Source organism: Streptomyces sp. GESEQ-35 (genome assembly GCF_017948485.1).
Lineage (GTDB): Bacteria > Actinomycetota > Actinomycetes > Streptomycetales > Streptomycetaceae > Streptomyces.
Window position 1 is genome coordinate 290845 of record NZ_JAFFSX010000010.1, and the last position, 13205, is coordinate 304049.

Genomic DNA, 13205 nt, shown 5'->3' on the forward strand with positions numbered 1-13205 from the left:
GTGGCGGCGGGGGTATGGCACCGGTCGACTCCCCGGAGTGACCGAGGGGGATTGGCGAAGATCGTGCGCCCCGGGCGTCGGCCGCGCACCTCACGTACCGACGACTTTCACATGGGCGCCACCAGGCCCTTCCCTGACGTTTGGTGCTCCTGGAACACTCCTTTCGCGCGCATTCCGTCACGAACCGACCGACAGGACGCGCAGTTCGACTCCGTCAGGACGAGAGGTCCCTCACCCATGCCTGAAGTCAACCGGCGCCGATTCCTCCAAGTGGCGGGCGCCACCACGGCGTTCGCCGCACTGTCGAGCAGTATCGAGCGCGCCGCCGCGCTCCCCGCCAACCACCGCACGGGGTCGATCGAGGACGTCGAGCACATCGTCGTCCTGATGCAGGAGAACCGTTCTTTCGACCACTACTTCGGCGCACTCCGAGGAGTCCGCGGCTTCGGCGACCCGCGGCCCGTGAGCCAGCAGAACGGCAAGTCCATCTGGTACCAGCCGAACGGCGCCAAGGACCTGCTGCCCTTCCACCCGGACGCCGACGACCTCGGCATGCAGTTCCTGGAGGGCCTGCCGCACTCCTGGCCCGACGGGCACTCCGCGTACAACCAGGGCAAGTACGACAACTGGGTCCCCGCCAAGGGCTCCACCACCATGGCGTATCTGACCCGCGAGGACATTCCGTTCCACTACGCGCTCGCCGACAAGTTCACCATCTGCGACGCCTACCACTGCTCGTTCATCGGCTCGACCGACCCGAACCGCTACTACATGTGGACGGGTTACACCGGCAACGACGGCACGGGCGGCGGCCCGGTCCTCGGCAACGACGAGCTCGGCTACGGCTGGACCACGTACCCCGAGCGCCTCGAAGAGGCCGGGATCTCCTGGAAGATCTACCAGGACATCGGCGACGGCCTGGACGTGGCCGGCTCCTGGGGCTGGATCGAGGACGCGTACCGGGGCAACTACGGCGACAACTCGCTGCTCTACTTCAACAAGTACCGGGGCGCCAAGGCCGGCGACCCCTGGTACGACAAGGCCCGCACCGGCACCGACGTGAAGAACGGCGACGGCTACTTCGACCGGCTGAAGGCCGACGTCAAGGGGGGCAAGCTCCCGCAGATCTCCTGGATCGCCGCCCCCGAGGCGTTCTCCGAGCACTCCAACTGGCCCACGAACTACGGTGCCTGGTACATCTCGCAGGTCCTGGACGCGCTCACCTCCAACCCCGCGGTCTGGGCGAAGACGGCGCTGTTCATCACGTACGACGAGAACGACGGCTTCTTCGACCACGTCGTGCCGCCGCTGCCGCCCCGCTCGGCCGCCCAGGGCAAGTCCACGGTGGACGTCGAGCCGGACCTCTACAAGGGTGACGCCAACCGCGTCGCCGGTCCCTACGGCCTCGGCCCGCGCGTCCCGATGCTGGTCGTCTCGCCCTGGAGCAAGGGCGGCTACGTCTGCTCCGAGACCCTCGACCACACCTCGATACTCCAGTTCATGGAGCGCCGCTTCGGGGTGCGCGAGACGAACATCTCGCCGTGGCGCCGGGCCGTCTGCGGTGACCTCACCTCCGCCTTCGACTTCTCCCGCAAGGACCCGCGCCCCGTCGAGCTGCCGGACACCGACGGCTACGAGCCGCCGGACCGCGTGCGGCACCCCGACTACAAGCCCACCCCGCCCGCCGACCCGCGCCTGCCCAAGCAGGAGCGCGGTCTGCGCCGGTCCCGGCCGCTCAGGTACGCCCCGTACGTGGACGGTTCGGCCGATACCGCCGCCGGGAAGTTCACGCTCACCTTCGCCACGGGCGCCAAGGCGGGCGGCGCCTTCCACGTCACCTCCGGCAACCGCACCGACGGCCCGTGGATGTACACCACCGAGGCGGGCAAGAGCATCGCCGACACCTGGAACTCGGCGTACTCGAACGGCTCGTACGACCTGACGGTCCACGGCCCGAACGGCTTCGTGCGCGCATTCAAGGGCGCCGACAAGACCGCCGGACCCGAGGTCACCGCCCGGCACCGGGGCGACGACCTGGAGCTGACCCTCACCAACAAGGGCTCCGCAACCGTGGAGCTGAAGGTCGCCGACGGCTACGGCGGCCGGACGCGGCGTTTCGTGGTGCGGCGCGGTGCCACCGTGCGGCACACCTTCGACCTCGCGGTGAGCAAGCAGTGGTACGACCTGACGGTCACGTCCGACGCCGACTCCGCGTTCCTGCGCCGCTTCGCCGGACGGGTCGAGAACGGGCGTCCCGGGGTGAGCGACCCGGCCGTCATCACGGAGTGACCGTCACCGCGACGGGGCGGTAAAGCCTGATGCGTACCGGATCGCGGGGGCTGGCCAGGTGCAGGTGTGCTCGGGATAGTGTGCCCCGGTGACCACGCATTCGAACACACCTTCAGGCTGGTACGTCGATCCGCACGGCGCGCCCCGGACCCTCCGTTACTGGGACGGCGCGCAGTGGACCGAGCACACCGCGCCGGACCAACAGGCGCAGCATGCGGGGCAGGTGCCGCAGCAGCCTGCCGGTCCGGATCCGCGGGTGCAGCGTCAGGTGCAGCAGCAGGCCGGAGTCGCCGGGGGCGGCTCCGGCGGCGGCACCCTGTTCACCGAGCCGGTCCTGGTGGTGAACCAGAAGGCCAAGCTGATCGAGTTGACCAACGAGTACAAGGTCATGGACCAGCACGGCAACCAGGTCGGCTCGGTCGTCCAGGTCGGGCAGGGCGCGTTGAAGAAGGTGCTGCGCTTCTTCGCCAGCCTCGACCAGTTCATGACGCACCGGCTGGAGATCCGCGACGCCTACGGCCGGCCGGTGCTGTTGCTGACCCGGCCGCGCAAGTTCCTCAAGTCCCGGGTGATCGTGGCGCGTCCGGACGGGCAGCCGGTCGGTGAGATCGCCCAGCAGAACGTCTTCGGGAAGATCAACTTCGCGATGAAGGTGAACGGGCAGCAGGTCGGTGCGATCAGGGCGGAGAACTGGCGGGCCTGGAACTTCGCGATCGTGGACCACGCCGACAACGAGGTGGCCCGGATCACCAAGACCTGGGAAGGCCTCGCCAAGACGATGTTCACGACCGCGGACAACTACGTCCTCCAGGTCCACTACCAGCTGCCCGAGCCCCTGCTGAGCCTTGTGGTCGCGACGGCGCTGACCGTCGACACGGCACTCAAGCAGGACAAGCGTGGCATGGGCTGACCCGGCTCACAGCGGTGTGAGGTGCCCCGGTCCTGGTTGCCGGAGCACCAGCGCCGGGTCCGGCGACGGGGTCGCGGGCGCCAACGCCGGTTCCGGTGACGCAGATTCGGCCTCCAGGGCGAGTACGGCGGCCACCGGGTGGTTCTCGGGGGTCACCCGGGTCAGCAGCACCACACCCCACGACGCCAGCGCCGCTCCCGCGAGCGCGAGGAGCACGCCGAGCACCCCGCCGTGCAGCCCCTCGCCCAGCAGCGACAGCCCGATCACCGCGGCGGCCATCGGGTTCGCCAGCGTCACCACCGCCAGCGGGGCGCCGAGGCCGCCCCGGTAGGCGAACTGCGACAGCAGCAACCCGCCGACGGCGAAGACCGCGACGAGCAGCGCCACTCCGATCACCTGCCAGCTCAGGAGCGGGCCCGAACCGTCCGTCGCGGCGACCGTCACGGTCTGCGTGAGTGCGGACCCGACCCCCGAGGCGAAGCCGGACGCGGTGGCGTGCCGCAGCCCCGACCGGTCGCCCGGCCGCCCCAGCACGCCGATCAGCGCCGCGCTCACGCCCGCGACCGCCAGCGCCTCCGACACGCTCAGCACCTGGCCGGGCTCGGACCCGGACGCCACGACGAGGATCGCGGCCAGCCCGACGAGCGTGAACGCCGTCCCCCGCCACTCCACCGCGCTGACCCGCCGCCCGGCCAGCCGCGCACCCATCGGCACCGCGGCGACCAGCGTGAGCGCACCCAGCGGCTGTACGACGGTCAGCGGACCGTAGCGGAGGGCCACGACGTGCATGACCGCGCCGGAAGCGTTCAGCGCGACCGAGGACCACCAGGCGCCGGTGCCGAGCAGCCGCAGCAGACTCGTCCCCTGCGTCCGGGAGGCCAGCCGTTCCTGGGCGACGGCCGCGGCCGCGTAGGCGACGGCGGAGAACAGGGACAGGATGACGGCGACCAGCGTGCCGCTCATCGTCCGGCCCCCACCAGCACGTGCTCGTCGGCGGGTGCGAGTGCCTGCTGACCGCGTCCGGCTGTGGTCGTCGTCCGGTGCGGCAGATGGATCACGGCGAGGGCGAGGCCGAGCATGGCCGCGGCCACGATCGCGTCGAGCCAGTAGTGGTTCGCCGTTCCCACGATCACCAGCAGTGTCAGCATCGGATGCAGCAGCCACAGCCAGCGCCAGCGCGACCGCGTCGCCACGATCAGCCCGATCGCCACCATCAAGGCCCAGCCGAAGTGCAGCGACGGCATCGCCGCGAACTGGTTCGACAGGGTGTCCGTCTGCGGTGAGCCGTACACGGATGGTCCGTAGACGTGCGCGGTGTCCACCAGGCCGGTCGCGGCCAGCATCCGCGGCGGGGCGAGCGGGAACACCAGGTGCACCACCAGCGCGGCCCCGGTGACCGCGGCGAGGACGCGGCGGGTCCAGACGTAGTGCGCCGGGCGCCGCAGATACAGCCAGATCAGGAAGGCCGCGGTGGCCGGGAAATGGACGGTGGCGTAGTAGGTGTTCGCGAGGTGCACCAGCGCGTCGTTGTGCAGGAGCAGCGACTGCACCGCACCTTCGCCGGGGAGATGTACCGCTCGTTCCAGGTCCCACACCTGGTGCGCGTTGCGGAAGGCTTCGCCGGTGTGGCCCGTCGCCAGCATGCGGCCGAACTTGTAGACGAGGAAGAGCCCTGCGACGAGCAGGAGCTCACGGACGAGCGGCGGCCGCGCTATCGCGTCGGCATCGGCTTCGGCTTCGACAGGCTCGGTGCGGGCATTCATCCCCCGGCCCTTTCTCGCTGACGGTGGTGCGTGTCGATACGGACCTGTACCGATACGACTCGGTGCCGATACTAGACCGTTTCGATACGCCACTGTACCGATACAATCGAGTACCGGTACAGTGGCGTATCGATAGACGTACGACACACAGGAGTACAGACCCCTCGGGGCGCTGTTTCTGAGCGAGGAGAAGAGACCATGACGTCGCAGGACGCGGACGGACCGGACACGGTCGTCGCCTCGCGCCGCTCCAAGCTCACGCCCGAGCGTGAGCAGGAGTTCTTCGACGCCGTGATCGAACAGATCCGCAGCTGCGGATATGACGCCGTGACCATGGACGGCGTCGCCGCCAGCACCCGGTGCAGCAAGTCCACGCTCTACCGGCAGTGGAAGACCAAGCCCCAGTTCGTGGCGGCCGCGCTGCGCTCGAACCGCGAGGTCCGCTTCGCGGGCATCGACACCGGATCACTCGCCGAGGACCTGCGCGAGGTCGCGCGCGCCGCGGCCGTGTGGGGGACGAAGGACACCTCGCTCCTCCAGGCGCTCGGCCACGCCGTCATGCAGGACAAGGAGCTCCAGCAGGCGCTGCGCGAGGCGCTCGTCGAGCCGGAGATCGCCGCGCTGGAGGCGATCCTCCGGCGCGGGGTCGAGCGGGGCGAGATCGCGGCCGACCATCCGGCGCTGCCGTATGTCCCGGCGCAGATGTTCGGTGTCCAGCGGGTGCGACCGGTACTCGAGGGGGAATATGCCGACCCCGACTACCTCTTGAGGTTTGTGGAGGCCGCCGTGCTGCCGGCACTCGGCCTGACCTGAGACCCAGGCCGCCGTCCACGGGATGACTGGACGGTGACCTGCTCGCGCCGCACCGTGGGGACGGGGGCGGCGCGCACCCCCCGGCCGGGTGGGGTTCCTCTTGAGCGGAGGGGCGCCCCACCCGGCCGACTGGTGTCCGGGGTGCGGAAAACGGCTCAGACGTCCTGGCCGCTGCCGCCTCCGGTGGACACCTTGATGCCCTTGGTTATCTCGTCGATCACCGTCTGCTTCTCAGCGACGTCGACGCCGAACCGGACGACGACGATCTGCTCGGGGTTCGCGGGGGAGGGGAAGGCGAGCGACTCGACGTACCCGTCGGAGCCCTTGCTGGTGACCGCCTTCCAGCGGACCTGGTAGCCCTTCTGGCCGGCCACGGTGACCGCCTTGGAGGCCAGCACCTCGTGCGAGGTGATCTCGCCGTAGGTCTTACCGCCGTACGACTGCTCGGCGTTGACCGTGATGTCCGCCTTGGCGACCTCCTCGGCCGTGCTGCCGTCGGTGCCGAGCGCGAGGGCGGGCGCCGAGTACGCGCCACCCTTCGTGCAGGACGCGGAGGTGTCGCCGGGGCACTTGTAGGAGTCGTTCGACGTGACCGACGCGCCGACCGTCAGCTCCTGGCCGTACCAGTCGTCGGGGATGGGGATGCTGATCCCGCTGATCGCGTCGGCGACCGATCCGCTCTCGATCTTCGGAGCCTCTGACTCCTCGGGTGAGGGCGAGGCACCGCCGGAGCCGCCGTCACCGCCGGAGCCGCCGTCACCGCCGTCGCCGAACGGACCGCCTTGTCCACCGGAACCGCCCTGGCCGCCCTGCCCGCCCGGCGCCTGCTGCGAGTCCGCGGCGTTGCCGCTCCCGCCGTCGTCGCCGGACAGCGCGAACACGCCCACGCCGATGCTCGCGAGGACCGCGGCCGCCACCGCGACGGCTATGCCCGTACGCAGCCCGCGCCGCGTACCGGAGGGCGGCTGGGCGGGATAGGCGGGGTATATGGGATACGCACCGCCCGCCTGCGGCTGGGCCGGGCCACTCCATGCGGCGCCCGACCCCGCGGGGCGAGTCTGGTCCGTCCATGCCTGGCCGTCCCACCAACGCTCGGTGGGGGGACCGTCACTTGTCTGCCCGGGGTCGGGGTGCCACCCCGGAGGAGTCGCCTGCGTCATGGGCCCACCGTACGAGGTGTCGGTGAAAGGCGGATGAGAGGGCCGGGATCACAATCGGCGCGGGTGTGCTCATTCCAGGATGAGTCGTACGGGGGATTCGGACGCCGGTGCCGGAAGGCGCAGTCCGTCCCGGCCGGGGGTCACCGAACCGAGCACGCGCGCGTGCCGTGCGCCCGTGCCCGCAGGATCCGTACCGGGCAGCCCGTGCGCGGTGAGGAACCCGAGGACCGCGAACGCGTACGCCTCCTTCGCGTCCGACGGCAGCCCCAGCTCGTCGGAGGTGCCCAGCGCCACCCCCGGCAGCAGCGCGGCGAGGTTCGCCATCAGCACCGGATTGCGGGTCCCGCCGCCCGAGGCGATCACCTCCGTGGCGCCCACCCGGCGCACGGCGTCGGTGACCGTCCGGGCCGTCAGCATGGTCAGCGTGGCGAGCACGTCCTCGGCGGGCAGCGTCCCCAACCCGGCGAGCGCCGCATGCAGATGGCCGAGGTGAAACAGCTCCTTGCCGGTCGTCTTCGGCGCGGGCAGCGCGTAGTAGGGCTCGGCCAGCAGCCGCTGAAGCAGAAGTGCGTGCACCCGGCCGCGGGCCGCCAGCGCCCCGTCCGCGTCGCACTCCAGGCGCCCGCCGCTGAACCCCCGGGCCGCCGCGTCGATCAGCGCGCACCCCGGACCGGTGTCGAACGCGGTCCCGTCGGGCGCGGTCAGATTGGCGATGCCTCCGATGTTCAGTGCGACCGGCGTCCCGGGTCGGCCGCGCAGCCACAGCCGGTCGACCAGTCCGACCAGCGGTGCGCCCTGGCCGCCGGCGGCGATGTCGCGCGGCCGGAAGTCGGCGACCACGGGCAGCCCGGTCGCCTCGGCGATCCAGGCGGGCTGCCCGAGCTGAAGGGTGCCGTGCACCCGCCCGTCCGTCACCCAGTGGTAGACGGTCTGCCCGTGCGAGGCGACCAACTCGGCCCGCCCCTCGCACAGTTCACGGCCGGCCCGCACGGCTGCCGCCGCGAAGGCCTGTCCGATCCGGGTGTCCAGCCGGCACACCTCGGCCATCCGGACGGCTCCGGGCGGCAGCGCCGTGACGAGCGCGTCCCGCAGCCCGTCGTCGTACGGCTCGCTCACCATCCCGAGCCGTTTCAGTACGAGCGTGTCCCCGACGAGGTCCAGATCGGCCGCCGCCGCGTCGATGGCGTCGTACGACGTGCCCGACATCAGGCCGATCACCCGCATCGTCTCAACTCGCCTTCCTGGCAGGCAGCGTGAGCAGGGCGAGGACGCTCACCGCGCACGTCGCCGCCGCGTAGTACGCCGGGACGTCCACGTTCCCGGTCCGTTCGACGGTCTCGGTGATGATGAGCCCCGCACAGCCCGAGAACACCGCATTCGACAGGGCGTAGGCGAGTCCCAGCCCCGTGTAGCGCACGGTCGTCGGGAACATCTCCGCCAGCATCGCAGGTCCCGGCCCGGCCATCAGTCCGACCACGGCACCGGCACCGAACACCGCCGCTCCCTTGCCCGCATGCGAAGTCCCCGCATGCTGAAGCAGGTTGAGCAGCGGCACCGCCAGGACCACCACGAGCACCGCCCCCGTCAGCATCACCGCCCGCCGCCCGATCCGGTCGCTGAGCAGTCCCGCCGGGACGATCGTGACCGCGAAGCCCAGATTGGCCAGCACCGTGGCGATCAGCGCCTGCTGGAAGCTCGCGTTGAGTGTGCTCTGGAGATACGAGGGCAGCACGACCAGGAAGGTGTAACCGGCCGCCGCCCAGCCCATGATCCGCGCGGCGCCCAGCGCGACGGCCCTCGCCACCTCGCGCGGCGGCGGACTCGTACGCTCCACCACCTCCCGGAACGCCGGCGTCTCGTCCAGCCGCAGCCTCAGCCACAGGGCGCCGAGACCGAGTGGCAGCGTCAGCAGGAACGGCAGCCGCCACCCCCAGTCGCCCAGCTGGTCCTCCGTCAGCACGGTCGCCAGCAGCGCCGCCGCCCCCGCCCCGCCGAGCAGCCCCAGCGCCACCGTGAACGACTGCCACGACCCGTACAGCCCGCGCTTCCCCGGCGGCGCGAACTCCGTCATCACCGACACCGCACCCCCGAACTCCCCGCCCGCAGACAGTCCCTGAAGCACCCTCAGAAAGGTGAGCAGCCAGGGCGCCAGAGCCCCGACCGTGGCATACGTCGGCAGCACGCCGATCAGCGTGGTGGCACACGTCATCAGGACGATCACCAGGATCAGCACCGGTCGCCGCCCGATCCGGTCGCCGAGCCGGCCGAACAGGGCCGCGCCGACCGGCCGGAAGAAGAACGCCAGCGCGAAGGAGGCGTACGTCTTCACCAGCGCCTCGGCCTCGCTGCCGCCCTCCGGGGTGAAGAAGCGCGCCGCGATGATCGTCGCGAAGTAGCCGTAGACGCCGAACTCGTACCACTCGATGAAGTTGCCCACCGAGCCCGCCACCAGGGCCCGGCGGGACCGGACGGTGTCCCGCTCCTCGAAAGTCACCTTCATTCCCACGAGTATTGACTGTCCGTCACCTTCACAACAGCAGGTCGCACGCCGTTCGCGTCGCCCGCGGGCCCTCGCTGTCACCCGTCACGGCAACAGCTCCCCGGACCGGCCCGCACCGCGACGACCGGAGGGCTACGCTCGGGTTCGGTACGTCGTTCGGGCGACTTGGGGAGGTAGCAGGATGACGGAGGTACGGCCCACGGCGGCCGCCTCGCCTTCCCTGTGGGAGCGCGACCAGGAGGTCGCCGCCGTCGAGCAGGCGATCAGCACCCTGTACGCGGACCGCTCGTCCTCGGGCAGCCTGTTGGTGTTCCGGGGCGAGGCCGGGCTCGGCAAGACCGCGCTGCTGGCCGAGACCCGCCGCGTCGCCGAACGGCGCGGCTGCACGGTGTGGTCCGCCCGCGGTGGCGAGACGCTGAAATCCGTCCCCTTCAATGTCGTACGACAGCTGCTCCAGCCCGCACTGGTGTCGCTGATGCCGGAGGAGGCGCGCGAGTACCTCGGCGACTGGTACGACATCGCCGGCCCCGCCCTCGGCATCACGGACCCCGGCGACCGGCAGGCCGACCCGCAGGGCGTGTGTGACGGTCTGGTCGCCGCGGTGCGCCGGCTGGCCCGGCGGGACTGGCCGCTCGTGCTGCTGATCGACGACGCCCACTGGGCCGATCAGGAGACCCTGCGCTGGCTCGCCGCCTTCGCCGAACGCCTCGACGACCTCTCCGTGCTGGTCGTGGTGGCCCGCCGCCCCGGCGAGGTCGGCGGCGACAGCGCCCGGTATCTCGACGCGGTCGCCGCGGCGGCGGGCGGACCGGTCGCCAACCTGAGCGCGCTGACGCCGGACGCGACCGCGGGCCTCACCCGCGCCACCCTCGGCCCGCACGCCGACGCCCCGTTCTGCCGCGAGGTCTGGGCCGTCACCGGCGGCAACCCGTACGAGACCGTGGAACTCCTCGCCAAGGTCCAGGACAGTGAGCTCGAACCCGTCGAGGCGCAGGCCGCCGAGCTGCGCGCCCTGAACCGCTCGGCCCGCGGCGGCGGTCTCGTCGCCCGCCTGGAGGGACTCGGCGTCGACGCGACCCGGTTCGCCTGGGCCGCCGCGATCCTCGGCGCGGAGATCTCCGTGGACCTGGTCGCCCAGCTGGCCACCATGGGCCACGAGCAGGCCGTGCGCTGCGCCGAACTGCTGTGCAGCGCCCGCATCCTCACCGCACCCGACCCCGCGAACGCCCGCGTCGGCGACGGCGGCCTGGAGTTTCGTCCATCCGCTGATCGCGACCGCCGTCTACAACTCCATCCCGCCTGCCCTGTGCACCGCGATGCACGGCATCGCCGCCCAGGTCGTCACGGACACCGGGCGCGGCGCCGCGGCCGCCTCCCGGCATCTCCTCCAGGTCCACCCGGACGACGACGAGGAAGTCGTCGAGCAGCTGCGCGAGGCCGCCCGCGAACATGTCGCCGTCGGCGCCCCCGACGCGGCCCGCCGCTGTCTGGAACGCGCCCTGCTGGAACCGCCGCTGCCCGAGGTCCACGCGCGCGTGCTCTACGAACTGGGCTGCGCCACCCTGCTGACCGCGCCCGCCACCACCATCGACCACCTCCAGTCCGCGCTCGCCATGCCCGGCCTCGACGGCGGCGAACGCGTGGACGCCGTCTTCCGCCTCTCCCAGGCGCTGCTCCACAACGACCAGCTGGAGGAGGCCGTCCGCACGGTCGAGGCGGAGGCCGCCCGGCACGAAGCGGGCCCGGCCAAGCTGCGGCTCCAAGCCGTGCAGTACATGTGGGAGGGCATCCACGCGGGCGAGTCGACCTCGCCGGGCCGCTCGGAACGGCTCGCCGTACTCGCCGCGACCTGCACCGGCAAGGACAACTCGGAACGCGCGCTGCTGATGCTGCGCGGCTTCGACGCCATGACCCACGGCGAGAACGCCGAGGAGGTCGTCGAAGTGTGCGACCGCTCCCTCGTCAACGGCCGTCTCGCCCCCGGACTCGGCTGGACCGACACCGAGTGGGGCATCGAACTGCTGCTGATGCTCGCCAACGCGTACGCCTTCACGGACCGGCTCGACCGCGCCGACGCCCTCTACACGGAGGCTCTGCGCTCGTACGAGTCGGCCGGCTGGAGCGGCGGCCACCTCGCCCTGGCCCATGCGTACGTCGGCCTCGGCCACCGCAGAAAGGGCCGTCTCAGGGAGGCCGAGACATCCCTGCGTGAGTCACTGCGCATCGCCGAGCGCGTCGGCCGCGGACTGCCCCTGTACTGGACCACGACCTGCAACCTCGTCGACACGCTGCTCGCGCGCGGCCATGTCGAGGAGGCCTGGGACATCGCCGAGCAGTACGGTTTCGCACCGCCGTACCCGTCCACCATCGTCATCCCCGACCCGCGCTCCGTACGCGGCCGCCTGCTGCTCGCGACCGGTCGCACGAAGGACGGCATCAACGAACTGGAGGCCGCCGAGAAGGCGGCGGCGGCCCGCGGCCACCACAACCCGATCATGGTGCCCTGGGCCGTCGACCTGGCCCGGGCCCTCGCCACCGAGGACCCGGCCCGCGCCGCCCGGCTCGCCACCGACGCCCGCCGCCAGGCCGAGCGGTTCGGCACGGACACCGCCATCGGCGAGGCCCTGCGCTGCGCCGCCGCCCTGGAGACCGGCCAGCGCGCGGTCCGGCTCGCCGCCCAGGCGGTCGCCTATCTGGAGGCCTCGCCCTGCCAGTACGAACACGCGGCCGCCCGCGTCGAGTACGGCATCGCCGCCCGCTCCGTCGGCGAGCTCAACCGGGGCCTGGCGCTGGCGCGTTCCTGCGGCGCAGACGGACTGGTGGCCCAGGTGCGGGAGGTCCTGGAGACGGGACGCGGGCTGCGGTAGCGCTCCGCTGGAAGTGCCGCGATGGGTCGTTTGTTGGCTGCGGCTTCGTTGTGGCTGGTCGCGCAGTTCCCCGCGCCCCTACGGGGCGCTGCCGAACCGTAGTGGGTCAGGTGCGCAGGAGTTGGTCGGTGACTGCCGACAGGCGCTTGCGCACCTCGTTCTCGTACGCCGCCGCGTTGGCCCGTGCCGGACGTGTCCCGTCGAAGTAGCCGCCCGTGCCCAGGTCCTTCGTGGCGAGCGCCAGCACCCCCGGTGCCCCGTCGGCGACCGAGGTCATCGGCGCGATGCCGCCCTCGCGGACCATCGCCGTGTCCATGAAGGTGGCGGGGTGCAGCACGTTCACGGAGACACCCGTGCCGGCCAGCTCCTCGGCCAGCGAGAACGTATGCGCCGCGAGCGCGAACTTGGCGCGGCAGTACGCCGCGAAACCGTCGTAGCCGCGCGTGAACTCGGGGTCGTCGAAGTTGACGGGCTCCTGGCCGGCCGAGCCGACGTTGACGATCCGCGCGGGAGGGTTCGCGCGGAGTACCGGCAGCAGGGCGCGCGTGAGCTCGACCGGCGCCAAGTAGTCGACCGCCAGCCGCAGTTCGTGTCCGTCGGTGCTCAGCTCACGTCCCGAGCCGCGGTGACCCGCGCCCACGCCCGCGTTGTTGATCAGCACGTCCAGATCGGGGTGCGCGGCGGCGACCCGGGCGCCCAGGTCGCGCACCTGGGACAGGGAGGCCAGATCGGCCACGAACCCCTCGGCCGCGCCCTCCGTGCGCAACTCGGCGACCAGCCGTTCCGTACGGCCCCGATCGCGGCCGTGGGCGAGGACCAGATGTCCGGAGCGGACCAGTTCGAAGGCGACGTACCGGCCGAGACCCGAGGTGGCGCCGGTGATCAGGATGGTGGACATACCTC

9 protein-coding genes and 1 pseudogene are annotated in these 13205 nt (G+C 71.6%); 4 read left to right on the plus strand and 6 right to left on the minus strand.

Features of this window, described 5'->3' with window-relative positions:
• Positions 1-237: 237 nt before the first annotated feature.
• Both KCH87_RS21755 and KCH87_RS21760 read left to right on the plus strand, forming a co-directional pair.
• The gene (locus tag KCH87_RS21755) at positions 238-2289 is read left to right on the plus strand and encodes a phosphocholine-specific phospholipase C (RefSeq protein WP_210587840.1); all 2052 of its coding nucleotides are present in this window, start codon (positions 238-240) and stop codon (positions 2287-2289) included.
• Between the two features lie 88 nt (positions 2290-2377).
• Positions 2378-3199 carry a phospholipid scramblase-related protein gene (locus KCH87_RS21760; RefSeq protein WP_210587841.1) on the plus strand — a complete coding sequence of 274 codons (822 nt, stop codon included), beginning with the start codon at positions 2378-2380 and terminating at the stop codon, positions 3197-3199.
• A 6-nt stretch (positions 3200-3205) separates the two neighbouring features.
• Here KCH87_RS21760 and KCH87_RS21765 read toward each other — a convergent pair whose 3' ends face one another.
• Together KCH87_RS21765 and KCH87_RS21770 are read right to left on the minus strand one after the other, a co-directional pair.
• Entirely contained in the window at positions 3206-4162 is a 957-nt protein-coding gene (locus tag KCH87_RS21765) for a hypothetical protein (protein WP_210587842.1), read from the minus strand.
• A complete protein-coding gene (locus KCH87_RS21770) occupies positions 4159-4962 on the minus strand; it encodes a phosphatase PAP2 family protein (protein ID WP_210587843.1) in 804 nt (267 codons plus the stop codon). Before KCH87_RS21770 ends, KCH87_RS21765 begins: the two co-directional genes overlap by 4 nt.
• Before the next feature lie 198 nt (positions 4963-5160).
• Between KCH87_RS21770 and KCH87_RS21775 the strand changes: the two genes are divergently transcribed.
• On the plus strand, positions 5161-5775 hold the full coding sequence (locus tag KCH87_RS21775; protein WP_210587844.1) for a TetR/AcrR family transcriptional regulator: 615 nt from the start codon (positions 5161-5163) through the stop codon (positions 5773-5775).
• Positions 5776-5930: 155 nt separating this feature from the next.
• Here the strand turns inward: KCH87_RS21775 and KCH87_RS21780 are convergent, their stop codons facing one another.
• The 3 genes from KCH87_RS21780 to KCH87_RS21790 form a co-directional block, all read right to left on the minus strand.
• Positions 5931-6935: a DUF2510 domain-containing protein gene (locus KCH87_RS21780; protein WP_210587845.1), complete on the minus strand. Its 1005-nt coding sequence runs from the start codon at positions 6933-6935 to the stop codon at positions 5931-5933.
• Between the two features lie 69 nt (positions 6936-7004).
• Positions 7005-8159, minus strand: coding sequence for an anhydro-N-acetylmuramic acid kinase (locus KCH87_RS21785; protein ID WP_210587846.1), 1155 nt, complete (start codon positions 8157-8159; stop codon positions 7005-7007).
• A gap of 4 nt (positions 8160-8163) precedes the next feature.
• Entirely contained in the window at positions 8164-9435 is a 1272-nt protein-coding gene (locus KCH87_RS21790; protein WP_210587847.1) for an MFS transporter, read from the minus strand.
• Between the two features lie 181 nt (positions 9436-9616).
• Here KCH87_RS21790 and KCH87_RS21795 point away from each other — a divergent pair.
• Positions 9617-12302 (plus strand): annotated as a pseudogene (locus KCH87_RS21795) (AAA family ATPase).
• A 106-nt stretch (positions 12303-12408) separates the two neighbouring features.
• Here KCH87_RS21795 and KCH87_RS21800 read toward each other — a convergent pair.
• The gene (locus KCH87_RS21800) at positions 12409-13200 is read right to left on the minus strand and encodes an SDR family NAD(P)-dependent oxidoreductase (protein WP_210587848.1); all 792 of its coding nucleotides are present in this window, start codon (positions 13198-13200) and stop codon (positions 12409-12411) included.
• Positions 13201-13205: the final 5 nt, after the last annotated feature.